The following is a 22,888-nucleotide window of genomic DNA, read 5'->3' as shown; positions in this document are numbered from 1 at the left end:
TCGGGCCGTGCTCAGGGGCGGCGGGCTCCGGCTCGCCGCCCCTCTGCTGCGCACGGCCGTTACGCTGCGACGGTGGACACCGCATCGACGCGTACCCCCCGACCGCCCGTCACCGTGCGCACGGCCGCCGTCTGGGCGGTGCTGCGCCGGGAGCTGGACCGGCAGCCCGGCCGCGAGCTGACCGTGCTGGACGTCGGCGGCGGGACCGGCGGCTTCGCCGTGCCGCTGGCCGAGCTGGGCCACACCGTCACCGTCGTCGACGCCAGCCCCGACGCGCTCGCCGCCCTGACCCGCCGGGCCGCCGACGCGGGCGTGGCCAAGCGGGTGCACGCCGTGCAGGGCGACGGCGACGCGCTCGCCGGCCTGGTCAAGCCGGGCAGCGTCGACCTCATCCTCTGCCACGCCGTCCTCGAGGTCGTCGACGACCCGGCCGGCGTGGTCCGCGCGATCACCACCGCGCTGCGGCCCGGGGGAGCGGTCAGCCTGCTGGTCGCCGGGCGGGCCGCCGCCGTGCTCAACCGGGCGTTCAACGGGCACCTGGCGTCGGCGTCCGCGCTGCTCGACGACCCCGACGGGCGGGCCGGGCGGCGCGACACGCTGCGCCGGCGCTACGACGCCCGGGGTGCCGCGGAGCTGCTCGGGGCGGCCGGGCTGACGGTCGAGGAGACCCACGGCGTCCGCGTCCTGGCCGACCTGCTGCCCGCCGCGGTCACCGAGGACGACCCGCAGGCGATGCTGGAGCTGGAGCTGGCCCTGTCGGCGCGGCCGCCGTTCCGGGACATCGCGTCGCAGCTGCACGTCTTCGCCCGCCGCCCGTGAGCCCCTCGCCGTCCGGCTTCGAGCGGTCCGGGCTCGTGCGGCCGGCGTACGGGCACGGCAGCCTCGCCGAGGTGCTGCCCAGCGTGGCGGCGGTGCTCGGGGTGCCCGGGGCCGTGGACGCGCTCGGGCTCGGGGCGGTGCTCGGCGACGTGGACCGGGTCGCCGTGCTGCTGGTCGACGGGCTGGGGGCGTACCAGCTGCCGTCGGTGACCGCGCACGCACCGATCCTCGGGCAGCTGGGTGACCGGACGATCACCTCCGGCTTTCCCTCCACGACGCCGGTGAGCCTGGCCACGATCGGGACCGGCGTGCCGCCCGGCGAGCACGGGATCGTGGGCTTCACCGTCCGGCAGGAGTCCGGCGAGGTGCTCAACCACATCCAGTGGGGCCACCACCCCGATCCGGTCGCGTGGCAGCCGGTGCCGACCTGGTTCGAGCGGCTCCGGGCGGCGGGGGTCGGCGCCACCCTGGTGACGCGGCCCTCCTTCCGGGGTACGGGTCTGACCGTCGCGTGCTACCGCGGCGCCTCCTTCGCCGGGGCGGCCGATGTGTCGTCCCTGGCCACGGCGATGCTCGCGGCGTTGTCGTCGCCCGGGCTGGTCTACGGCTACCACCCCGACCTGGACCACCACGGGCACGGGACCGGGGTCGGCTCACCCGAGTGGGCCGCCGCGGCCGGGGCTCTCGAGGAGCTGGTGTCCCGGCTGGTCGCCGGGCTGCCGCCGCGGTCGGCGCTGCTGATCACGGCGGATCATGGGCAGGTGAACATCCCGTTCGACGCTCGCCCCGATGTTTCGGACATCTCGGGCGACCTGGTGGGGGTCGCCGGGGAGCCCCGGGTGCGCTATCTGCACACGGCTCCCGGGGCTGCTTCCGACGTCGCGGACGCCTTCCGGTCCTCCCTGGGAGCGTCTGCCCGGGTGATGGTGCGGGACGAAGCCATTGCTTCGGGCCTTTTCGGGCCCGTCTCGCCGCCCCATGCCGCCCGCATCGGGGACGTCGTGGTGCTCTGCGTGGAGGACATCGTGCTGACCGCCCGGGACTGGGAGCCGCCGTCCGTCGGGAAGCTCGTGGCCTATCACGGGTCGGTGACCGCGGCGGAGATGACGGTGCCGCTGCTGATTTCTGTCGTACCCCCGATCTAGGGTTTCGGGCGTGGGACGAAGTCAGGCGATCGGCCAGGGGTTCGACCCGCGGTTCGGGCCGGAGGCCGACGACGCGGGGTGCACGATCCTGCACGTCGACATGGACGCCTTCTACTGCTCGGTCGAGGTGCGCCGGCGCCCCGAGCTGCGCGGCAAGCCGGTCGTGGTCGGCGGGCTCGGGCCGCGCGGGGTGGTCAGCTCGGCCAGTTACGAGGCCCGGCGCTACGGGGTGCGCAGCGCGATGCCCATGGCGCGGGCCCGGTCGCTGTGCCCCCGCGCGGTCTACCTCGAGCCCGACTTCCCGGAATACACGGCCGCCTCCCGCGCGGTCATGCGCATCTTCCGCGACGTGACGCCGCTGGTCGAGCCGTTGTCGCTGGACGAGGCGTTCCTCGACGTCGCCGGCGCCCAGCGGCTGCTCGGGCGGCCCGCGGTCATCGCGGCCGGCATCCGCCGCCGGATCTTCGAGCAGCAGCGGCTGACCTGCTCGGTCGGCGTCGCGCCGAGCAAGTTCGTGGCGAAGCTCGGCTCCACCCGGGCCAAGCCCGACGGCATGATCGTGGTCCCGGCCGGCGAGGTGCTCGACTTCCTGCATCCGCTGCCGGTCGGCGCGCTGTGGGGCGTCGGGGACAAGAGCGCCGAGCGCCTCCAGCGGCTCGGCCTGACCACCGTCGGCGACCTGGCCAAGGCCCCGCTGCGGATGCTGCGCGGCAGCCTGGGCGAGGCCGCCGCCGCGCACCTGCACGAGCTCTCCTGGGGGCGCGACCCACGCAAGGTCGTCCCCGAGCACGAGGAGAAGTCGATCGGCGCCGAGCACACCTACGACGTCGACGTCACCGACCCGGCCGTCATCCGGCGCAGCCTCCTGGGCCTCAGCGAGAAGGTCGGCGCCCGCCTGCGCGGCGCGGGGGTCGCCGGCCGCACGATCACCATCAAGATCCGGCTCGACGACTTCCGCACGGTCAACCGGTCCCGCACGCTGCCGGCGACCACCGATGTGGCCCGCGAGATCTTCGAGACGTCCTGGAGTCTGTTCGAGGCCCTCCGCCCGGCCGACCCGGTCCGGCTGGTGGGCGTGCGCGTCGAGGGCCTCACCGCCTCGGCGGGTGCTCCGCGGCAGCTCACGCTGGGGGAGCCCGAGCGCGGCTGGCGCGAGGCGGAGGCCGCCGCGGACGCCGTGGCGGCCCGGTTCGGGCGCTCGATCGTCGGTCCGGCCAGTCTGCTGGGCCGCTCCGGGCGCCGGATAACCGAAAATCACCCGCACTCGACGGTCGTCCCGCTTTCCGACCCGCCAACCCCCTCGTAGACTTGCTCCAAGGCAGCCGGTCGGCTGTCTCGCTTCATCGGCCGCCGCGCGACTCCGCCGGGGGCCGGGATTTGCGCCCGGGGAGGAATGTCGTGCCGCTCTCGGAGCACGAGCAGCGGCTGTTCGATCAGATCGAGCGGTCGCTTGCCGAGGACCCCAAGTTCGCCTCGGCTGTGCGCAACAGTGACCCGCGGTTCCACGCCCGCCGGCGATTCGTCGTCGCCGGGTTCGGGGTCGTGGTGGGTCTCGCGCTACTGGTTCTTGCCGTGATGATCGGCAGCACGCTGCTCGGCGTCGGTGGCTTCGTCGTCATGCTCGCGGCCGCGGCCTTCGCCGTCCAGAGCCGCCGCAAGGGCAACGCCCCCGCCGACCTCCACGCCGTCGGCGGCACCGCCTCCCGTCGCACCCGGCAGCCCCGCCGTGGCGGCCTGATCGACCGCCTCGAGGACCGCTGGCGCCAGCGACCCGAGGGACACCGCTGACCGCCCGCCGCTGACCCCACCGCCTCCCGCCGGCCGCCCGTCACCGCGGGCCGGCCGTCTGCCTTTTCCGCGGCCGCCTCGCCTGTGTGGGGCGGCCGTCTGCTTCCTCCCGCTTTTCCCGGCGTGCTGCCTTTCGGCGGGGCCCTCTTCGTCGGCTGCTGCGGTCGCCCCGGCCGCGGGCGACACGTACTTATCGGCGCGATTGCTGCCTTATAGGCGGTTCGGGCGTAACACGACATCGTGCGAATGGCGTTGACCCGTGGGCCAGGGCCGGTGCGGGGTCACCCTCCCCGCGATGGCGCCTACAGGACCGCGGGAGTCAGCGAGGCTGCATCCCGCGTGCGAAGCCGTCCCGGGCAGGATCGTCGCCCCGGTCGCTCGGTGCCGGTCAGGGCCTGCGAGCCCGCGGCCAGGGAGTCGGAGACGGCGAGATGGCCGCCGCCGCGCCCGCCCATGCCCGAGCACGCGACGCTGGCCGGGATGCGGGCCCGCTGAGCGGCGACGGGGACGCTTGACCCCGCCGGGAGAGCAGGACCGGCGCCCCCGGATCAGAGTGGCGCCGGTGCGTCAGCGGCCGAGCGGGCGGCGGGGGCTCGGCCCGCGGTCAGCGGGCCGAGCGTTGGCCAGGAGGATGGGGCGAGGGGCCCGCGGTCAGCGGGCCGAGCGGTTGGCCAGGAGGCGGCGCGGGCTGAAGCGGATCGCCGAGTCGCGCATCCGGCTCAGCGCGGCCATCCAGCGCGACGACGTGTCGCCCAGGGCGAGGCGCCAGCGCAGCATCACCGACGGCGGCAGGAGGACGGCCCGCAGGCGGGTGCGCTTGTCGGACGTCTCGGCGAGGCCCTTGCGGACCAGGGTGAGCGCCTCGGTGAGGCCGTCGCCGCGCAGGGGGCTGCGGGCGTAGCGGGCCCGTTCCTCGGCGCTGCCCAGCAGGACGGCGGCGTCGGCGGCCGGGGTGGCCTTGAGCTCGGCCTGGCGGATGAGGCGCTGGGCCGTGTGCCGCGGCGTCTCCGTGGGGTCGACCGTCACCTGGTAGTCGAGCATGGTGTCGACCAGCTCGTCCCAGGCGGCGTGGGCGTCCTCGCGGGCGCGCACCGACTCCGTGGTGACGGTGACCGCCGGGGCGCTGCCGGGGGGACCGCCGCCCGGGGCCGCGGCGGCCGCCGTGACCGTGACGGGCTCGGTGGCGGCGTGGCGCCGGCGCCGGACCAGGACCCGGCGCAGGGCCGGGACCAGCAGCAACGCGATCAGCAGGGCCGCGACGGCCACCGCGATCAGGGCGCCGGTCGGGAAGCCGGCGTCGGTCGTGGTGGCGGTGCTGCCGGCGAGGCCCGACTCCGGGTCGCGGTCGGGACGGTCGGCGGCGCCCGCGGCGGCGGAGCTGCTCGCGCCCGGGGCGGCGGTGGCCGACGAGCTGGCCGTCGGCTCGTCGACGCGGTCGTTGTCCGGGGCCCAGGCCGAGCGGGTCGAGCCGACCACGTCGGCGGCCGGGGTGGCGTCGAACGGGATCCAGCCGAAGCCGTCGAAGTAGACCTCGGTCCAGGCGTGCGCGTTGCGGTTGGTGAGCGTGTACGCGTCGCCGTCCCGGGTGCCCCGGGTGAAGCCGAACGCGACCCGCGCCGGGATGCCGGCCTCGCGCACCATCCAGGCGAGCGCCGCGGCGTACTGCTGGCAGTAGCCGGCCTTGTTGTCGAGGAACGAGGCGATCGCCGAGGAGTCGTCCAGGTCGGGCGCCTGCAGACTGTACGAGAACCCGTTCTCCTTGGAGAAGTACTCGTACAGCGCGAGCACCTTGTCGTACTCGGTGTCCTTGCCCCGGGTGAGCTGCCGGACCAGCGCCTCGACCTTGGGGTCCTCGGGCGTCGAGGCGAGCTGCTGCACCCGGGAGTCGTCGCGGGGCAGCTCCTCGGCGCGGCGCAGCTGAGCCGGGGTGTACTTGGCGCGGACGTAGTCGAACGAGTATTTCTGGCCGCGGGTGGTCTTGCGGTTGGAGTAGACCACGCCACCGCCGGCGTCGTAGGACCAGGAGCCGTCGAGGCCGTCGATCGCGGTCGGGCTCGAGTAGACCGGGGCGAGGGCCTGGGAGAAGTCGTTCGTGATCTCCACGTCGGCGTGGTAGGCCTCGTAGTCGCCGCCGTTGCTGCCCTGGTCGTCGCGCGGGTCGGTGAGCGCGCCCCGGGAGAGCGGCTGCCCGGTCGGCGTCCGGTTGCTGAAGCCGTTCTCGGTCAGCACGTCGGCGATGCCGAAGCGCAGGTAGAACGGGTCGGGCTCGGAGGTGCGCACCTTGACGTAGTCGGTGACCGCCGTGGTCTTGAGGAAGCCGCTGAGCGACGCGACCAGGTTGATGCGCCCGTTGCCGCCGGTGCCCGTCCCGTTGCCGCCCTGGCCCGTCCCCACCTGGGTGAGCCGGTTGAGCAGGCCGGTGTCGAGGCCGGGCACGATCAGCGGGAGCAGCACGGCGACCGCGACGCCCGCCACCGCGAGCCGGCGGCCGGCCGCGGCCAGGGGCGACGGCTCCCAGACGTCGACGTCGCGCCCGTCGCCGGTGAAGCGGCGGCCGAAGCGGCGCACCCGGTCGACGTTGTCGGCGACGAGCAGCCACAGGAAGCCGGTCGCGCCGACGATGAAGGGCACGACGGGGACGCTGTCGACATAGACGGCGACCGGCACCGAGTAGATCGCGAGCATCGGCAGGCCGGCCAGCGCCGGGCGGCGCGCGACCACGGTCAGCAGGTCGACCACCACGGCCACCCCGCCGATGCCGAGCGTGGAGAGGAAGAGCAGGCCCTCGCGGTCGGGGACGGGCACCCCGTACGACCGGGTGTCGTTGCCCGCCTCGGTGAACAGCTCGCCGAAGTGCGCGAACGTGCCGGGCCCCGGGATCAGCGCGAGCAGCTCCTCGCCGCTGGGGAACATCCACGTGAGCGTGAACAGCAGCACCACGACCATGGCGGCGGCCTGGGCCCAGACCGGGAACCGGAGGGTACGCGCGAGCACCGCCGCCCCGGCCACGAGGCCCACGGCGAGCATGGCCTGCAGCAGCCACGTCCACGTGTCGAAGATCGCGTAGAGGGGAGCGGCCGACAGCAGCGTCGCCGCCGCGGCCACCAGGCCCAGTCGTCGCCGGCCCGTCACAGTGTCACTCCTGTCTTCACATGCCCGCCACGGTCTCGGCCATCGCCGCGCGGTAGGCGAACCCCTGCGAGCCGCGCCCCGCGGACGGCCAGAGCGCCGCCAGCGAGTCGCCGTGCTTCACCGGCAGCGCCCGCCAGCCGCTGCGGACCAGCGCGAGCTGCGTGGTCGCCGCCTGCCGGTCGGCCTCCTGCCGGTCGGGGCCGGTCATCGTCGTCCAGGTGGAGCTGTCGATCGCGAAGCCCAGGCAGGTCGCGCCGTTGCTGCGCAGCCCGGTGAGCACCTCGGCCTCGGCCACGGTGAGCGCGCCGAACAGCCCGATCACCAGGCCGCCGTCCGAGCGCCGGCGGACCGCCTCGACCAGCGAGGAGACGTCGCCGGCCTGGGTCAGCTTGACGTCGGCGAGGGTGTCGAGGATCGCGCCCTCGCCGCCCGCCTCGACGGCGTCGAGGTCGATGCCCGTGCCGGTGACCAGGCGCAGCTTGTAACCCGCGGCCCGCAGGTGGACCGCGATGCTGGCGGCCGCGGACACCGCCCACTCGAAGCTGGCGGTCGGACCCTCGCCGCGGTGCGCGTAGAGCCGGGTGTCGAGCACCACCGTCGCGCGCGACTCCCACGGCTGCTCCTCGCGGCGGACCATGAGCTCGCCGGTCCGCGCCGTGGAGCGCCAGTGCACCCGGCGCAGGTCGTCGCCCCGGCGGTACTCCCGGGTGGCGGCGTCGTCCTCGCCGTGGACCGCGACCGAGCGGGCGCGGCTCTCGCCCGTCCCCGCGTATTCGCCGGCCAGGCGGACGGCCGGCAGCGCCACGACCTGCGGGATGACCGTCAGCTTGTCGACGCTGGGGAACGAGCGGGTCAGCTCGCACAGCCCGAAGGGGTCGGTGAGCCGGATCACCAGCGGGCCGACCGGGTAGCGGCCGCGCACGTCGGCCCGGACCGTGTAGGCCACCGAGCTCGCCATGTGCGCGCCGAGCCGCTCCAGCACCACGCGGGGACGGCTGCCGAGCGCATAGGGCAGCCGGTCCTCCAGCAGCAGGGTGCCGGTGGGCAGGCGGGAGAGGTTCTGCAGGCGCAGCACGACGCGCGCGCTGGACCCGACCGGGGCGCGGCTGGGCTCCAGCGACCGGGTGCAGGCCAGCTTGTAGCGGCTGCGCCCGACGTATGCCGCGGCGAGCAGCGGCAGGGCGGCCAGCAGCACCGCGACCCGCAGCAGGTCCTTCTCGCCCAGGATCATGGCGGAGATCCCGGCCGCCACGGCGGCGGCCAGGAAGGACCGCCCCCGCGTGGTCAGCCCGCGCAGCGCCTCGCGCATCAGCGGCCCCGCGACTCGTACAGGCCGTCGCCCTGGGCGCGGGTGTCGTACGGCGAGCGGCTGCGGTCGTGCGGCAGCGGGAGCCGGTGCACGATCTCGGCCACGATGGTGTCCGTGGTGCGCCGGTTGAGCTGGGCGTCGGCGGTCGGGATGATGCGGTGCGCCAGGACCGGCACGGCCAGCGCCTGCAGGTCGTCGGGGAGCACGTAGTCCCGGCCCTCGAGGGCGGCGACGGCCTTGGCGGTGCGCAGCAGCTGCAGCGTCGAGCGGGGCGACGCGCCGAGGCGGATCTCCGGCGCCTCGCGGGTCGCGGTGACGAGGGCGATCGCGTACTGCTGGACGGCGTCGGCGGCGTGCACGTCGCGGACCGTGGTGATCAGCCGGCGGATCAGCGCGGCGTCGGCGACCGGGCGCAGCGAGTCGAGCGGGTTGACGGCCGTGCGCTCGTTGAGCATCGCCAGCTCGGCCCGCGGGTCGGGATAGCCCATGGCGATCCGGGCGGTGAACCGGTCACGCTGCGCCTCGGGCAGCGGATAGGTCCCCTCCATCTCGATGGGGTTCTGGGTGGCGATCACCATGAACGGCGACTGCAGCTCGTACGTCGTCCCGTCGACCGTGACCTGCCGCTCCTCCATGCACTCCAGCAGGGCGGACTGGGTCTTGGGGGAGGCGCGGTTGATCTCGTCGCCCACGACCAGGTTGGCGAAGACGGCGCCCGGCTTGAACTCGAAGTCGCGCGTCTCCTGGTTGTAGACGCTGACCCCGGTGACGTCGCTGGGCAGCAGGTCGGGGGTGAACTGGATGCGGCGCACCGAGCAGTCGATCGAGCGCGCGAGCGCCTTGGCGAGCATCGTCTTGCCGACGCCGGGGACGTCCTCGATGAGCAGGTGTCCCTCGGCGAGCAGCACGGCCAGCGCCAGCCGGACGGTCGCGCCCTTGCCCTCGATGACCTGCTCGATGTTGGCGATGATCGCGTCGCTGGCGCTGCGGAACTGGTCGCTCGTCAGCGGTCCGCCGGGCGCGTCCCAGGTGGGCGTTGTCACGGGCCTCCTCCATGTCGTTCAGGCCCCTTTCTAAGCGACGCCGCCGAAAGGAAACCGAAGGGCGCTCACCGCCCGTCCTGACAGGTTAGCCCGGTCACAGCAACTCGCCGAGGGGGCTGCCCAGCGGAGATGCGTTTGGTAGTCAATCGGTCACTGATACCGCTTCAATAACGAACCGCCCATTTATTGATTTCCCTGGCTCCATGTGAATCGATCAAGGGCATCGACGGGCGCGAGCCCGTTCAGCCGTGGCCGCATGGAGGGCCGTACATGAGATTCACCACTGGATGGGCTGCCGGCGCGAGCGTCGTGCTGCTGGCCGGGCTCCTGCCCACCGCCGCGCAGGCCGCCCCCAGCCCGGCAGCCGCTGTCGAACCAGCGGCACCCGGAGAGCTGCACGCCGACAACTACGACTCGCGCACGGCGATCAACGCCGGCAAGGGCGACCTCGGCACCACCGAGGCGGCGAAGCGCGTCAAGGCGGCCGAGCAGGCGGGCAGCGGCGCCCGCAAGCTGCGCGACTCCCTCGGCGTCCAGGGCGTGGTCGACATCGACCGCGCCACCGGAACCCCGCGCCGCGTCGCGCGGCTCGACGGCTTCCTCACCGGCCCCAGCCGGAAGAAGCCCGAGAAGATCGCCCGCGACTACCTCAAGGCGCACACCGACGTCTTCGGCCTGAGCGCCGCGGCGGTGGACGCCCTGACGCTGCGCCAGGACTACGTCGACATCAGCGGCACCCACCACCTGAGCTTCCAGCAGACGGTGGACGGCGTCGCGGTCTTCGGCAACGGCATCAAGGCGCACGTGGCCAAGGACGGCCGCCTGGTGCAGGTCGACGGCTCGCCGATCGCGGCGCTGCCGGCGAGCGCGGGCACGGCCGGCATCACGGCCGAGAAGGCGCGCGCCGCCGCGGTGCGGGACGTGAAGGGCGACTCGGCGGCCAAGGTCACCAAGCGGGCGGCCGACAAGGTCAAGACCACGACCTTCACCGACAACGGTACGGCGAAGCTGGTCATGTTCCAGACCAAGACCGGTCCCCAGCTCGCCTGGCAGGTCATCACCGTCGACGAGGGCTACGTCTCCGTCGTCGCCGCCAAGTCGGGCGAGGTCCTCTACCGGCAGAGCACCGTGGCCGAGCACAGCGACAGCGCCGGCGGCCTGGCCTGGGAGTACTACCCGGGCGCCGCGGTGGGCGGGACCCAGAAGAAGGTGGACCTGAGCAAGTGGCTGCCCAAGGGCGCCACCACGCTCTCCGGCTCGACCGGGCACGTCTACGCGGACCTCAACGACGACAACGCCGCCAACGCCGGCGAGGAGATCCCGTCGACCGGCAAGGGCCGCTTCGACTACAAGTTCACCGACTTCACGGCGCAGGCGGGCGGGCTGTGCTCCGCGCAGTACCAGTGCTCGTGGGACCCGCAGACGCCGTACTCGTGGCAGAAGAACCTGGGCCAGAACGCGACCCAGATCTTCTACTACATCAGCAAGTTCCACGACCACCTGAAGGCCGGCCCGATCGGCTTCACCCGGGCGGCGGGCAACTTCGAGGCGGCCGACGGCGACGCCGTGCAGGCCCAGGCCCTCGACGGCGCGAACACCATGAACGGCCTGCCGGACCCGGACCACACCGACAACGCCAACATGAACACGCCGCCGGACGGCATCGCGCCGATCATGCAGATGTACCTGTGGCCGGACCCCAGCACCCCCGGCGAACCGTTCCTCGCGGGCAACTCGGGTGACGAGGCCGACATCATCTACCACGAGTACACGCACGGCCTGAGCAACCGGCTCGTCGTCGACGCCGACGGGGTCTCGACCCTCAACTCGCAGCAGGCCGGCTCGATGGGCGAGGCGTGGAGCGACTTCTACGCGCTCGACTACCTGGTCACCCAGGGCATCGAGAAGGACACCAAGGCCGTGGGCGACGTCAAGGTCGGCGAGTACATCACCGGCGGCGACACCATCCGGTACGAGGCCATCGACTGCCCGGTCGGCAGCACGGCGGCCGCGTGCGCGGGCGGCGTGGCGAGCGGTCCCGGCGGGTTCACGTACGGGGACCTGGGCAAGATCTCCACCCGCGGCGCCGAGGTGCACGCCGACGGCGAGATCTGGGTGCAGACCCTCTGGGACCTGCGCCAGGCGCTCGGCAGCAGCAAGACGCTGTCCCTGGTCACCCGGGCCATGGAGCTGTCCCCGGCGGACCCGTCGTTCCTCGACCAGCGCAACTCGATCCTCGCGGCGGACCGCGTGGTCAACGGCGGCCGCAACAGCGCGGCGATCTGGAAGGTCTTCGCCAAGCGGGGCATGGGCTACTTCGCGGCCACGGTCGACGGCAACGACGTCGAGCCGGTCGAGGACTTCTCCCTGCCGCCCGCGGCCAACGCGCCCCGGGGCACGCTCACCGGCACGGTCACCGACTCGGCGACCGGCGCCGCCGTCGCGGGGGTGACCGTCGGCTTCGGCGGGCACGACTCGGGCTTCGCCGGCAGCTACGTCGCCACCACGGCGGCGAACGGCAAGTACACGATCAGCAACATCATCCAGGGCACGTACCCCAAGGTGTACGCCAAGGGCGGCGGCTACGACGAGCAGGTCGCCACGGTCAAGGTCGGCAGGGCGGCCACGCAGAACTGGGCGCTGCGCCGGGACTGGGCGGCCTCCAGCGGCGGCGGCTCGGTCGTGGACTTCAACGGCCTGGACGGCAACCCGTACGGCTGCGGCACCAACCAGATGATCGACCAGGGGCAGACCACCGGCTGGAGCTCCGACGGCGTCCGCCCGGGCGGCGGCACCACCACGGCGATCGAGCCGCGCTGGATGATCGCGCAGCTCCCGGCCGCGGTGGACGTGGCCGAGCTGTCGATCAACCCGTCGAACATCTGCGGTGACGACGCCAGCGCCGCCACGGGTGACTACCGGGTGGAGACCTCGGCCGACGGCAGCGCCTGGGCCGTGGCCGCCGAGGGTCACTTCACGCCGGAGCAGCTCCAGGCCACCACCGTGCCGCTCGCGGCCGGCACCGGCACCGGGGTGAAGTTCATCCGCTACACCATGCTCGGCACGCAGCTCGCGGACTACGGTCTGGACTGCTCGCTCGGCTACAGCGGCTGCTCGTGGGTCGACTCGGCGGAGCTCTCCGTCTACGGCACCCCCGCGGCCTGACGCGGACGGCCCCGGCGGCATACCAGTCGCCGGGGCCTTCCCGCGGGGAGTACTATCTCCGCATGGCTTTCAGCTCGCTGCTTCTTAGCTAGCCGCGCGGTCGATCCCGACCAGCGTGGCGCCCCCTCGTGAAGGGGGCTTTTTTGTGTCCTTCGAACAGGCGAGCTGACCCGAACGAGATGGTGACGATGAGCGAGTCCGAGAACGTCGGCGCGGACGTCCCGCCGTACCGCTACACGGCCGCGACGGCCAACGAGATCGAGCCGCGCTGGCAGGCGTACTGGGCCGAGCACGGCACCTTCCACGCGCCCAACCCCGCCGGCGAGCTGGCCGACCCGGAGCACCCGCGCGCCGGGGCGCCGAAGCTGCACGTGCAGGACATGTTCCCGTACCCGTCGGGTGAGGGCCTGCACGTCGGGCACCCGCTGGGCTACATCGGCACCGACTCCTACACCCGCTACAAGCGGATGACCGGCTTCAACGTGCTGCACCCGATGGGCTTCGACGCGTTCGGCCTGCCCGCCGAGCAGTACGCGGTGCAGACCGGCACGCACCCGGCCACCACGACGGCGAAGAACGTCGAGCGCTACCGGACGCAGCTGCGCAAGCTGGGCCTGGCGTACGACGAGCGGCGCTCCTTCTCCACCACGGACCCGGACTACTACCGCTGGACCCAGTGGATCTTCCTGCAGGTCTTCAACTCGTGGTTCGACCGGGAGCGGCGCAGGGCCCGGCCGATCGACGAGCTGATCGCGGAGTTCGAGGCCGGCACGCGCGCCGTCCCGGGCGGCCGGGCGTGGTCCGCGCTGTCCGCCGTCGAGCGCCGCGAGGTCGTCAACGGCTACCGCCTGGCCTACGTCAGCGAGGCCCCGGTCAACTGGTGCCCCGGCCTGGGCACCGTGCTGGCCAACGAGGAGGTCACGCCGGACGGGCGCAGCGAGCGCGGCAACTTCCCGGTCTTCCAGCGGTCGCTGAAGCAGTGGATGATGCGCATCACCGAGTACGGCGACCGCCTGGTCGAGGACCTGGACGCGCTGGACTGGCCCGAGCCGGTCAAGCTGATGCAGCGCAACTGGATCGGCCGGTCCCGGGGCGCCCACGTCGGCTTCCCGATGGACGGCGGCGACGTCGTCGAGGTGTTCACCACGCGGCCCGACACGCTGTTCGGCGCGACCTACATGGTGCTGGCCCCCGAGCACGCCCTGGTCTCCACGATCGTGCCCGCCGAGTGGCCCGCCGGCACGAAGGACGCCTGGACCGGTGGCCATGCGACGCCCGAGGCGGCCGTCGCCGCGTACCGGGCGCAGGCCGCGGCCAAGACGGAGGAGGAGCGGACCGCCGACGCCAAGGTCAAGACCGGCGTGTTCACCGGCGCGTACGCGACCAACCCGGTCACCGGCGCGCAGGTCCCGATCTTCATCGCCGACTACGTGCTGGCCGGCTACGGCACCGGCGCGATCATGGCGGTGCCGGGGCACGACGAGCGCGACTGGGACTTCGCACAGACCTTCGACCTGCCGATCGTCCGCACGATCTCGACGCCCGAGGGCCACGAGGGTGTCTGGACCGGCGACGGCGTGGCGATCAACAGCGACTTCCTGAACGGCAAGCAGGTCGTCGAGGCCAAGGCCGCGATGATCGCGTGGCTGGAGGAGAAGGGGCACGGCAAGGGCGCCACCACCTACCGGCTGCGCGACTGGCTGTTCAGCCGGCAGCGCTACTGGGGCGAGCCGTTCCCGATCGTCTACGACGAGACCGGCCTGCCGGTTGCGCTGCCCGAAAGCATGCTGCCCGTCGAGCTGCCCGAGGTGGACGACTTCTCGCCGCGCACGTTCGACCCGGAGGACGCCGACAGCGACCCGGAGACGCCGCTGTCGCGCAAGAAGGACTGGGTCGAGGTCGTGCTGGACCTGGGCGACGGGCCGAAGACGTACACGCGTGAGACCAACACCATGCCGCAGTGGGCCGGCTCCTGCTGGTACGAGCTGCGCTACCTGGACCCGCGCAACGACAAGCGCCTGGTCGACCCGGAGAACGAGGCCTACTGGATGGGTCCGCGGGGCGCGGGCGACACCGGCGGCGTCGACCTGTACGTCGGCGGGGTCGAGCACGCCGTCCTGCACCTGCTGTACGCGCGCTTCTGGCACAAGGTGCTGTTCGACCTGGGCCACGTGAGCTCGTTCGAGCCGTTCCGCAAGCTGTACAACCAGGGCTACATCCAGGCGTACGCGTTCCGCGACGCGCGTGGCTTCGTGGTGCCGGCGGACGAGGTCGTCGAGCGGGACGGCAAGTGGTTCCACGGTGACGTCGAGGTCGCCCGCGAGTACGGCAAGATGGGCAAGTCGCTGAAGAACGTCGTCACGCCGGACGAGATGGCCGAGCGCTACGGCGCCGACACGTTCCGGGTCTACGAGATGGCGATGGGCCCGCTGGACACGTCCCGCCCCTGGGACACCCGCGCGGTCGTCGGCTCCCAGCGCTTCCTGCAGCGCGTGTGGCGCCTGATCGTCGACGAGCAGACCGGCGCCGACCGGGTCGTCGACGAGCCGCTGGACCCGAAGACCCGCCGGGTGCTGCACCGGGTGATCGACGGCGTCCGCGGCGACATGGAGGAGCTGCGCTTCAACACGGCCATCGCCAAGCTGATCGAGCTGACCAACACGCTGACCCCGCTGGGCACGGTGTCGCGCGAGGCGGTCGAGCCGCTGGTGCTGATGATGTCGCCGTTCGCGCCGCACGTGGCCGAGGAGCTGTGGGGCAAGCTGGGGCACGAGGGCTCGCTGGCGTACGCGGAGTTCCCGGTCGCGGACCCGGCGCAGCTGGTCGCGGAGTCGGTGACCTACCCGGTGCAGGTCAACGGCAAGGTCCGCGGCCGCGTCGAGGTCGCGCCCGACACCGCCGAGGACGCCGTGCGCGCCGCCGCCCTGGAGGCCGTCGCCGAGAGCCTGGCCGGCCGCGAGCCGCGCAAGGTCATCGTGGTCCAGGGCAAGCTGGTCAGCGTCGTCGTCTAAGTGCTGGGAAAGGGCCCGCTCCGGCGGGCCCTTTCTGCTTGTCTGGGCGCTATGTCGCAACCCGTTACGCCGCTGACCGGTCCGCTGGACGCCACCGTACGGCCGCCCGGCTCCAAGAGCATCACCAACCGCGCGCTGCTGTGCGCCGCGCTCGCCCCGGGCACGTCCACGCTGACCGGCGCGCTGTTCGCCGACGACACCCACGCCATGATGGGTGCCCTGACGGCGCTGGGCGCCCGCGTCTCCGTGTCCGGCGGCATGGTCCAGGTCACCGGAGGTTCCCTGTCCGCCGGTACGGTCGACGCCCGCCAGTCCGGCACGACGTCCCGGTTCGTCCTGCCCGTGGCCGCGCTGCTTCCCGGCCGTACCGTGGTCGACGGCACGCCGCAGCTCCGCGCGCGACCCTTCGGCCCGGTCCTCGACGCCCTGCGCCAGGCCGGGGCCGTCGTGGAGTCGTCCGGCTTCCCGTCTGCCGCCGCTGCCGGGTCCACGTCCGGGTTTCTGCCCGCCGCTGCCGGGTCCACGTCCGGGTTTCTGCCCGCCGCTGCCGGGTCCACCTCCGGGTTTCTGCCCGCCGCGGTCACCGGGCCCGCCGCCGGGGGCGAGGTCGCCGTCAGCGGGCACATCTCCAGCCAGTTCCTGTCCGGGCTGCTCATGGCGGGCCCGCTGATGCGCGACGGGCTGCGGGTGATCCTCACGTCGCCGCTCGTCTCGGTGCCGTACGTGCGCATGACCGAGGCCGTCATGGCGGCGTTCGGGGTGACCGTGTCGGACCTGAGCGTCGAGCCCGGCTCGTACGTGCCGGCCCACTACGCGGTCGAGCCCGATGCGAGCGCGGCCTCCTACTTCCTCGGCGCCGCGGCCGTCGGCGGGGGCCGGATCACGATCTCCGGGCTGGGATCCGGCAGCCTGCAGGGCGACGTGGCCTTCGCGGACGTGCTGGCCCGGATGGGCGCGACCGTGACGCGGGATGCCTCGTCCATGACAGTGACCTCCACCGGCCGGTTGCGGGGGGTCGACGTCGACATGGCCGACATCTCGGACACCGCGCAGACGCTCGCCGCGGTGGCGGTCTTCGCCGACTCGCCGACCCGGGTCCGCGGCATCGGCTTCATCCGCGGGAAGGAGACCGATCGGGTGGGCGCCGTGGTGACCGAGCTCCGCAGGGCCGGCATCGACGCGATCGAGGACGAGGACGGCTTCACGATCCACCCGGGGACGCCGCGCCCGACGGCCTTCGAGACGTACGAGGATCACCGCATGGCGATGAGCCTGGCCCTCCTCGGCCTGCGCGCGCCCGGCATCGAGATCAAGGACCCCGGCTGCGTCGCCAAGACCTACCCGGACTTCTTCACCGACCTCGAGCGTCTCCGGAACTGACCGTCGTCGCCGCCAGGGAGTCCCCCAGGGCGGTCCGCCAGTAGAGGACCTCGCGGCCGGCGCGGCGGCGGAGCACCAGGCCGGCGTCGAGCAGCACTCGCAGATGGTTGCCGACCGAGCCCAGCGGCAGCCCCGAGAGGGCCGCGAGCTGGGTGGTCGACCGCGGATCGTCCAGCGCGAGCACGAGCCGGGCCCGGTTGGCGCCGATCAGCCGGGCCAGCCCGCGCACGTCCGGCCCGCCCGGCGGGGCGAGCGCGCCGGTGACCGGATAGACGAGGGCGTAGCGGGTGGGCTCGTCCCACATGACCCACGAGCCGTTGCTGTGCGCCGGGACGAACAGCAACGTCCGGGCGGCCGACAGATCCCGCTCGGGCAGATCGAAATGGTTGATCTGCAGCAGCCCGTCGCCCCGCCATCCGGTCGTCGCCCCGAGCGTCGGGATCACCCCGGACCAGCCGTGGGTCGCCAGCAGCGTGGTGCGCGACACGACGTCGGCCTGCAGCACCCGGCGCCGGCGGGGCCAGTCGGCCTCCACGGTGGCCGTCCAGATCCAGCGGAGCAGCCCGAGCAACTCCGCCCGCAGACCCGGGCGCAGCAGCGTCCCGGCCAGCCGGCCGGGCCGGACCGTGTGCAGCTCCGCGCGGATGCGGTCGTCGTCCCACCGCGCGGCGAGCTGGCCCAGCTCGTCGTCGAACGACATGCCGGCGTCCGCCGGGACGGTGCCGAGGAAGTCCGCCATCCAGCCGGGCCGGTCCCCGGCGCGCGGGCGCCAGGACCGCTCGGCGAGGTCGCGCCGGGCGGGGTGGCGGGCCAGCATCTCGGCGAACGCATCCCGGTTGGCCGCGTGGAAGGCCTGCTGCCACGGGCCCCGGGGCGCCTTGAGGACGGTCAGCGCGGCCACGGTCTCGGCCAGCGGCGACAGCAGGAACCGGCTCGTGGCGAGCAGGTCGGCGGACACGCGCCAGGAACCCATGACGTTTCGCCTCCCCGCGAATAGTTGGAGATCGCCGGGCCCACTGTTCCAGACTCTCGCGGTGCGTACCTACCGAGAGGTCTTCGCCCTCTCCGAGTTCCGGATGCTGTTCCTCGCCCGCTGCGTGACGATGGCGTCGATCTCCGTCGGCAGCCTCGCCCTCGGCACCACCACCTACGCGAGCACCGGGTCGCCGGTGCTCACCGCGCTGGCCATGTTCGGCGGGCCGCTGATCACGCTGCTCGGCTCGGCCACCGTGCTGAGCGCGTCGGACGCGCTGGGTCCACGGCGGGCGGCGACGGTCATGCCGATCGCGTACGCGGTGGCGTTCCTGCTCCAGGCGCTGCCGGGACTGCCCTGGGGGGCGCGGTTCCTGATTCTCGCGATCCCCTTCCTCGCCGGCTCGGCCACCAGCGGTTCCGTCATGCGGCTGCTGCACGCCGTCGTGCCGCCGGACGGCTTCGTGCTCGGCCGGGCGACGCTCAACATCGCGGTCGGCGTCATGCAGGTCGCCGGGTACGGTCTCGGCGGCCTGCTGCTCACCTGGTTCACGCCCGCCGCGCTCTTCGTGGTCGCCGGGGCGGCCGCGGCCACGGCGGCGCTGACCCTGCGGCTCGGGCTCCGGGAACGACCGGGCGTGGCGTCGGACAAGGGGCTGCTGATGCGTACGAGGGAAGTGAACCGTGCCCTGCTCGGCTCGCCGGTGACGCGGCCGCTCTACCTGGCGATGTGGGTGCCGAACGGGCTCATCGTCGGGTGCGAGGCGCTGTACGTCCCGTACGCCGGTCAGGCGGGCGCCGGTTATCTGTTCGCCGTCAGCGCGGCCGGCATGCTGCTCGGTGACGTCGTCGTGGGCCGCTTCGTCCCGCCCCGGCTCCGCGACCGGTGCGCCGGGCCGTTGCGGGTCCTGCTGGCGGTGCCGTACCTCGGCTTCCTGCTCGGGCCGGCGCCGGCGGTCGCCCTCGTGCTCGGGTTCGTCGCGTCGATCGGGTATGCCGCCGCGCTGCCCCTGCAGGAACGACTGGTCCAGGCTGCCGGGGCGGACATCCGCGGCCAGGCGTTCGGCCTCCTCTCCACCGGGCTGATGGCGGGGCAGGCGGTCGGTGCGGCGATCGGCGGCCTGCTCGCCACCTGGGTGAGTCCCGCGCAGGCGATGGGCGCGCTCGGGGTCGCCTCGCTGGGCATCACGCTGGCGCTGGCCCCGGGCCTGCGGCGGTCGGCGCCGGTGCCGGGCTCCGCCGCGCCGGCGCCGGCCCGTTGACCCGATCCGGTGGGGTCTCACGCTGACCCCGGCGCCTTGACTCCGGCTCCGCTGACCCCGGCTCATCCTGACCCCGGCTCACGCTGACTTCGGCTCATCCTGACCCTGGCTCACGCTGACTTCGGCTCGCCCTGACCCCCGGCTCACGCTCACCCGGCTCATGGCCGGCCCCCTTGGTGCGGGAACGGCGATCGCCAGGTCCCGGACGGGCCTGGCGATCGTGGGGCGTGCGTGGTGCCTGGTGCGTGGAGTGCCGGATCAGGCCGCGGCGGCGGCCTGGGCGGCGGCGTTCTTCTTCGCGGCGAGGCGCCAGCGCAGGACGATCGTGGTGGTGAGGCCGATGCCGATGGCCGCCGGGGCGAGGGTGACCGGGTTGAGCGAGCCCGGGGCGGCCACGGCGGCGCCGATCACGGCGTAGGAGACGGCGCTCGGGATCGAGGCGAGGGTGGTGCCGAGGAGGTAGCGCTTGCGGCAGACCGAGGTGGTGCCGTAGGCGTAGCCGATCAGGCCGAAGGGGGCCAGCGGCAGGAAGCGGACCAGCAGGACGGCCGAGAGGCCGCGGCGGTTGAGCCAGCCGTCGAGGCGCTCCATGCGGCTGCCGTTCTTGGCGCCGAGGGCGCCGCGGCCGGCCCAGCGGCCCGCGTAGTAGGTGGCGATCGCCGCGATGACGGCCGCGGCCAGCGCCGTGGCGGCGCCGGTGGCGGGGCCGAGCAGGGCGCCGCAGGCGACGGTGATCGCCGTGCGGGGGACCAGCACCGAGAGGAGCAGGCCGCCCACGACGGCGACGACGACCGCGGCGGCCGGGCCGAGGGCGACGACCGAGTCGGCGATCGCCTGGAGCGGCAGGACCGCGGCGGCGACGCCGAGGCCGGCGACGACGGCGGCCAGGACGCCGAAGCGGACGAGCCGGCGGCGCCAGCTCATCGGCTCGTGGGGCAGGGCCGGAGGCTGCTGGCTGGCCTGAGGGTCCGGGGCGGAGGTGGTGATGCCGCTCGGGGCGATCAGGGTGTCAGTCATGCAGGCGTACCGCCCCTACTCTCGTCGGTCCAGGGAACTGCTGGTCAGGCGTTCATCGGGTCATGCGGTGCCCGCCGCGGCGAGCCGTTCGCCCCGGAGCCGCTCGCTCCAGGTGTCGTCCAGGGGTTGAAGACTATCCGCGCCCGTGGCCCAACGCAGTAGCAGATCGGCTATAGCTGGGTTGCGGGCCAGCGCGGGCCCGTGGGCGTAGCTGCCCAGGATCTTCCCGTTCCAAGCTCCCTCGGTCTGCCCGTCATTCCCGATGCCGGCGGTGACCCGGGCGAGAGGTGACACGCCGGGGCCAAGGTGGGTCCGGCCGCCGTGGTTCTCGAAGCCGGTCAGCGGGGGCAGCCCCAGCCGCGGGTCGATGTCGCCGCGCACCTCGCCGACGGCGCGGGTCTCGCCCCGGTCGGAGGAGATGTCGAGCAGGTCGAGGCCCCGGCAGAGGGCGCCCTTGGCGTAGAAGGAGCTGCCGAAGAGCTGGTAGCCGGCGCAGATGGCGAGCACGGCGGCGCCCTGGTTGACCGCGCGGTGCAGGCCGCCGTCGGCGAGCAGCCGCTGGGCCGCGAGCGCCTGCGGGCCGTCCTCGCCGCCGCCGATGAGGTAGATGTCGGCGGTCGTGGGCATGGCCTGGTCGGAGCGGACCTGGTAGGTCTCCGCCGGGATGCCGCGCAGCGCCGCCCGGCGGGCCAGGATCAGCATGTTGCCCCGGTCGCCGTACGTCGACAGCAGATCCGGGTAGATCCACACGATCCGCAGCGTGCTGTCATTCATCGCTCTGACCCTCGCTTCTTGCCCTGTGTGCCGCGGTGAACGTCAGTTGACACGGTCCAGCACCGCCCGGATGTCCTGGAACGCGGTGTAGTTGGCGATCACCTCGAGGCGGCCCGCCGGAACCGAGCGCACTGCCTCCTCGAAGGAAGTCACGTGCCGGAAGGCCACTTCGTTCACTTCGAGCCGGACGGCCAGGTCGTACGCCCGGTCGCCGGTGATCAGCACCTGGCGCCCGCGCAGCGGCGAGAAGTCGACGTCGTAGAGCCACGAGGTGTCGAAGCCGTCGGGGTCGCGCGCGTTGATGGAGAGCAGTGTCGGGGCGACCTCGGCCATGTCGAAGGCCTCGAGCCAGCTCGCCGGGTTCTTCGCCAGGAGCAGCCGGATGTTGCGCCCGTCCCGGTCGACCTGCGCGTAGCGCCCGGCCACCGAGGCGACGGTCGCGAGGCGCGGGACGGCCTCGATGGGCCGCACGCCGAACTCGGCGGCCACCGCCAGCGCGGTCGCTGCGTTGCCGAGGTTGACGTGGCCGGGCAGCTGGAGCTTGACGAGGTGCCAGTCGCCCTTGGCGTCGATCACGCCCTCGTCCTCGACGACCCACTTCGGCTGCGGGCGGCGCAGGGTGCAGCCGGTGCACCACCAGTCGCCCTGGGCACGGTTGATGGGAGAGCCGCACTCCGGGCAGACCCAGGAGTCGTCGGTCCAGCGCTGGCCGGCGCTGAACCAGCTGACGTGCTGGCTGCCGGTCGCGGCCCACACGACCATCGGGTCGTCGGCGTTGGCCACCACGACGATGTCGGGGTGCGCGGCGAGGGCGGTGCGCCACAGCTGCGCCATCATCGACACCTCCTTGGCCCTGTCCAGCTGGTCGCGGGAGAGGTTGAGGAGGGCGACGACGCGCGGGGTGGTCTCGTCGATGACCCGGGCCAGATAGTGCTCGTCCACCTCGAGCACCGCGAACGGCGTGGTGCCGGCCTTGGCCAGCGCCGAGGTGTGGCCCGTGGGCATGTTGGCGCCGAACGAGTTGGTCGCGACCGGGCCCAGCACGCCGAGCGCCGCGGCGGTGAAGCGCGTGGTCGTCGTCTTGCCGTTGGTGCCCGACACGAGCGCGATGGCCCGCCCGGCCGCGAGGTTGCGCAGCAGGTCAGGGTCGATCTTGAGACCGATCCACCCGCCGATCACCGAGCCGTCGCCGCGGCCCGCGGCACGCGAGAGCGCGGCCGCCGTGCGCGACACCGAAGTCGCGACCTTGGCTCTCAGAGGCAATTTCCCGTCCGTCACGGCGACGAGGGTACCGGAAACGGACGTTACGTCGAGTGGCCCCAGGGGTCTCCGATGCCTGTGCCGCGAGGGCTTCCGCTCCGGCGGGAACCTCGGCCGAACGGGGGATCCGGGTCGTTCGTCCGGAGGGGGATCCGCGCCGGTAGGCACGTTTGCGTCCGCATTCGCCCGACCTGGGCGGTGCCCGGGTACGGCCCGGCCGCCGCTTTTTGTGTGTTCTGATTCACCCGTAACCGTAGACGCAGGGTAGTTGATCAATATCGTCCCGTAGCGGCATTTGTCACCGGGGGATAACAAAACGGACAGTGTCCACTGTGCCAAATACGGAGAGTGAGATTGGGGGGCCTTACCGTCGGGCGAAAACTCAGGTACCAAGGGTGGGCCGGTGAGCAACCGCCCACCGCTCGAGCCGCCCGGATCACGCCGAGCCCTGCCCCGGTCCGCGCGGCTCGACCACGAAGCTCCACGCACCAACCACAAAGGCATACGGGGGCAGGGACGGGGGACCCAGTTCCACCGGTCCGCTCGAGGCCGAATCCGGCCGGCGCCGTCAGGTGCCGCTCGGTGCAGGCCCCGGACCTCGGGGTGAAGCCGCGCAATCCGGCGGCCGGGCAAGCCTTCCCGCCCGAACCCGACAGCTAACCTCGCAGGCGTGCCGGAGGGATCTCTACTACCGTGCACGAACGCAGTTCGAGCCGCCCGCGGCGCGTGTCCGCCGGCGCCGGAACCGCCGCTCTGTCCCTGGGTCTCTGCCTCTGCGCCGGTCAGCTGATCGCGCCGCAGGCAGCGTCCG

15 protein-coding genes and 1 riboswitch are annotated in these 22,888 nt (G+C 73.2%); of the genes, 8 read left to right on the top strand and 7 right to left on the bottom strand.

Translation table 11 applies throughout. The features are described 5' to 3' along the window. The first annotated feature begins 72 nt into the window (after positions 1–72). The 4 genes from RBH18_RS27315 to RBH18_RS27300 all read left to right on the top strand — a co-directional run bounded on the left by RBH18_RS27315 (position 73) and on the right by RBH18_RS27300 (position 3,752). Positions 73–819 (top strand): methyltransferase domain-containing protein, encoded by a 747-nt coding sequence (locus tag RBH18_RS27315; protein WP_306212734.1) that lies wholly within the window; start codon positions 73–75, stop codon positions 817–819. Beyond that, positions 816–1,964, top strand: a complete 1,149-nt coding sequence (locus RBH18_RS27310) for an alkaline phosphatase family protein (protein ID WP_306212732.1) — start codon at positions 816–818, stop codon at positions 1,962–1,964. Before RBH18_RS27315 ends, RBH18_RS27310 begins: the two co-directional genes overlap by 4 nt. 10 nt (positions 1,965–1,974) lie before the next feature. Continuing rightward, positions 1,975–3,270: a DNA polymerase IV gene (locus RBH18_RS27305; RefSeq protein ID WP_306212730.1), complete on the top strand. Its 1,296-nt coding sequence runs from the start codon at positions 1,975–1,977 to the stop codon at positions 3,268–3,270. Between the two features lie 92 nt (positions 3,271–3,362). Beyond that, complete coding sequence (locus RBH18_RS27300; protein WP_305786309.1) at positions 3,363–3,752, top strand: DUF3040 domain-containing protein; 390 nt, start codon at positions 3,363–3,365, stop codon at positions 3,750–3,752. Positions 3,753–4,403: 651 nt separating this feature from the next. Here the strand turns inward: RBH18_RS27300 and RBH18_RS27295 are convergent. The 3 genes from RBH18_RS27295 to RBH18_RS27285 are packed head-to-tail and all read right to left on the bottom strand — an operon-like array spanning position 4,404 to position 9,236. Continuing rightward, positions 4,404–6,884 carry a transglutaminase TgpA family protein gene (locus tag RBH18_RS27295; protein ID WP_306212727.1) on the bottom strand — a complete coding sequence of 827 codons (2,481 nt, stop codon included), beginning with the start codon at positions 6,882–6,884 and terminating at the stop codon, positions 4,404–4,406. A gap of 16 nt (positions 6,885–6,900) precedes the next feature. Continuing rightward, positions 6,901–8,193, bottom strand: coding sequence for a DUF58 domain-containing protein (locus tag RBH18_RS27290; protein ID WP_306212725.1), 1,293 nt, complete (start codon positions 8,191–8,193; stop codon positions 6,901–6,903). Beyond that, positions 8,193–9,236 carry an AAA family ATPase gene (locus RBH18_RS27285; RefSeq protein ID WP_306212723.1) on the bottom strand — a complete coding sequence of 348 codons (1,044 nt, stop codon included), beginning with the start codon at positions 9,234–9,236 and terminating at the stop codon, positions 8,193–8,195. Before RBH18_RS27285 ends, RBH18_RS27290 begins: the two co-directional genes overlap by 1 nt. A gap of 270 nt (positions 9,237–9,506) precedes the next feature. Here RBH18_RS27285 and RBH18_RS27280 point away from each other — a divergent pair, with 270 nt between their 5' ends. From RBH18_RS27280 to RBH18_RS27270, 3 genes are all read left to right on the top strand, one after another. After that, entirely contained in the window at positions 9,507–12,401 is a 2,895-nt protein-coding gene (locus RBH18_RS27280; protein WP_306212721.1) for a M36 family metallopeptidase, read from the top strand. 188 nt (positions 12,402–12,589) lie between these two features. Then, complete coding sequence (gene leuS / locus RBH18_RS27275; RefSeq protein WP_306212719.1) at positions 12,590–15,412, top strand: leucine--tRNA ligase; 2,823 nt, start codon at positions 12,590–12,592, stop codon at positions 15,410–15,412. 51 nt (positions 15,413–15,463) lie between these two features. Then, entirely contained in the window at positions 15,464–16,792 is a 1,329-nt protein-coding gene (locus RBH18_RS27270) for a 3-phosphoshikimate 1-carboxyvinyltransferase (protein WP_306212717.1), read from the top strand. Here the strand turns inward: RBH18_RS27270 and RBH18_RS27265 are convergent. After that, positions 16,764–17,765: an ArsR/SmtB family transcription factor gene (locus RBH18_RS27265; protein WP_306212715.1), complete on the bottom strand. Its 1,002-nt coding sequence runs from the start codon at positions 17,763–17,765 to the stop codon at positions 16,764–16,766. The two genes, RBH18_RS27270 and RBH18_RS27265, sit on opposite strands and share 29 nt — an antisense overlap. Positions 17,766–17,826: 61 nt before the next feature. Here RBH18_RS27265 and RBH18_RS27260 point away from each other — a divergent pair, with 61 nt between their 5' ends. Next, positions 17,827–19,026 carry an MFS transporter gene (locus RBH18_RS27260; RefSeq protein ID WP_306212713.1) on the top strand — a complete coding sequence of 400 codons (1,200 nt, stop codon included), beginning with the start codon at positions 17,827–17,829 and terminating at the stop codon, positions 19,024–19,026. A gap of 258 nt (positions 19,027–19,284) precedes the next feature. On the opposite strand, the gene RBH18_RS27255 is transcribed toward RBH18_RS27260, so the two are convergent. Genes RBH18_RS27255 through RBH18_RS27245 form a run of 3 tightly spaced genes read right to left on the bottom strand, consistent with a single transcriptional unit; the run spans position 19,285 to position 22,080 of the window. Next, complete coding sequence (locus RBH18_RS27255; RefSeq protein WP_306212711.1) at positions 19,285–20,043, bottom strand: TVP38/TMEM64 family protein; 759 nt, start codon at positions 20,041–20,043, stop codon at positions 19,285–19,287. 60 nt (positions 20,044–20,103) lie between these two features. Then, entirely contained in the window at positions 20,104–20,817 is a 714-nt protein-coding gene (locus RBH18_RS27250) for a type 1 glutamine amidotransferase (RefSeq protein ID WP_306212708.1), read from the bottom strand. 42 nt (positions 20,818–20,859) lie between these two features. Continuing rightward, the gene (locus RBH18_RS27245) at positions 20,860–22,080 is read right to left on the bottom strand and encodes a MurT ligase domain-containing protein (protein WP_306212746.1); all 1,221 of its coding nucleotides are present in this window, start codon (positions 22,078–22,080) and stop codon (positions 20,860–20,862) included. Positions 22,081–22,630: 550 nt separating this feature from the next. Beyond that, a riboswitch (cyclic di-AMP (ydaO/yuaA leader) is annotated at positions 22,631–22,763 on the top strand. The last annotated feature ends 125 nt before the right edge of the window (positions 22,764–22,888 follow it).

This window comes from Actinoplanes oryzae, from assembly GCF_030757795.1.
Taxonomy (GTDB): domain Bacteria; phylum Actinomycetota; class Actinomycetes; order Mycobacteriales; family Micromonosporaceae; genus Actinoplanes.
This window is presented reverse-complemented; position numbering and strand designations above follow the sequence as displayed.

Coding starts and splice junctions, on each gene's coding strand:
- RBH18_RS27270 (WP_306212717.1), top strand. CDS start 15,464: ATGTCGCAACCCGTTACGCCGCTGACCGGTCCGCTGGACGCCACCGTA.
- RBH18_RS27250 (WP_306212708.1), bottom strand. CDS start 20,817: ATGAATGACAGCACGCTGCGGATCGTGTGGATCTACCCGGATCTGCTG.
- leuS (WP_306212719.1), top strand. CDS start 12,590: ATGAGCGAGTCCGAGAACGTCGGCGCGGACGTCCCGCCGTACCGCTAC.
- RBH18_RS27265 (WP_306212715.1), bottom strand. CDS start 17,765: ATGGGTTCCTGGCGCGTGTCCGCCGACCTGCTCGCCACGAGCCGGTTC.
- RBH18_RS27290 (WP_306212725.1), bottom strand. CDS start 8,193: ATGCGCGAGGCGCTGCGCGGGCTGACCACGCGGGGGCGGTCCTTCCTG.
- RBH18_RS27255 (WP_306212711.1), bottom strand. CDS start 20,043: ATGACTGACACCCTGATCGCCCCGAGCGGCATCACCACCTCCGCCCCG.
- RBH18_RS27280 (WP_306212721.1), top strand. CDS start 9,507: ATGAGATTCACCACTGGATGGGCTGCCGGCGCGAGCGTCGTGCTGCTG.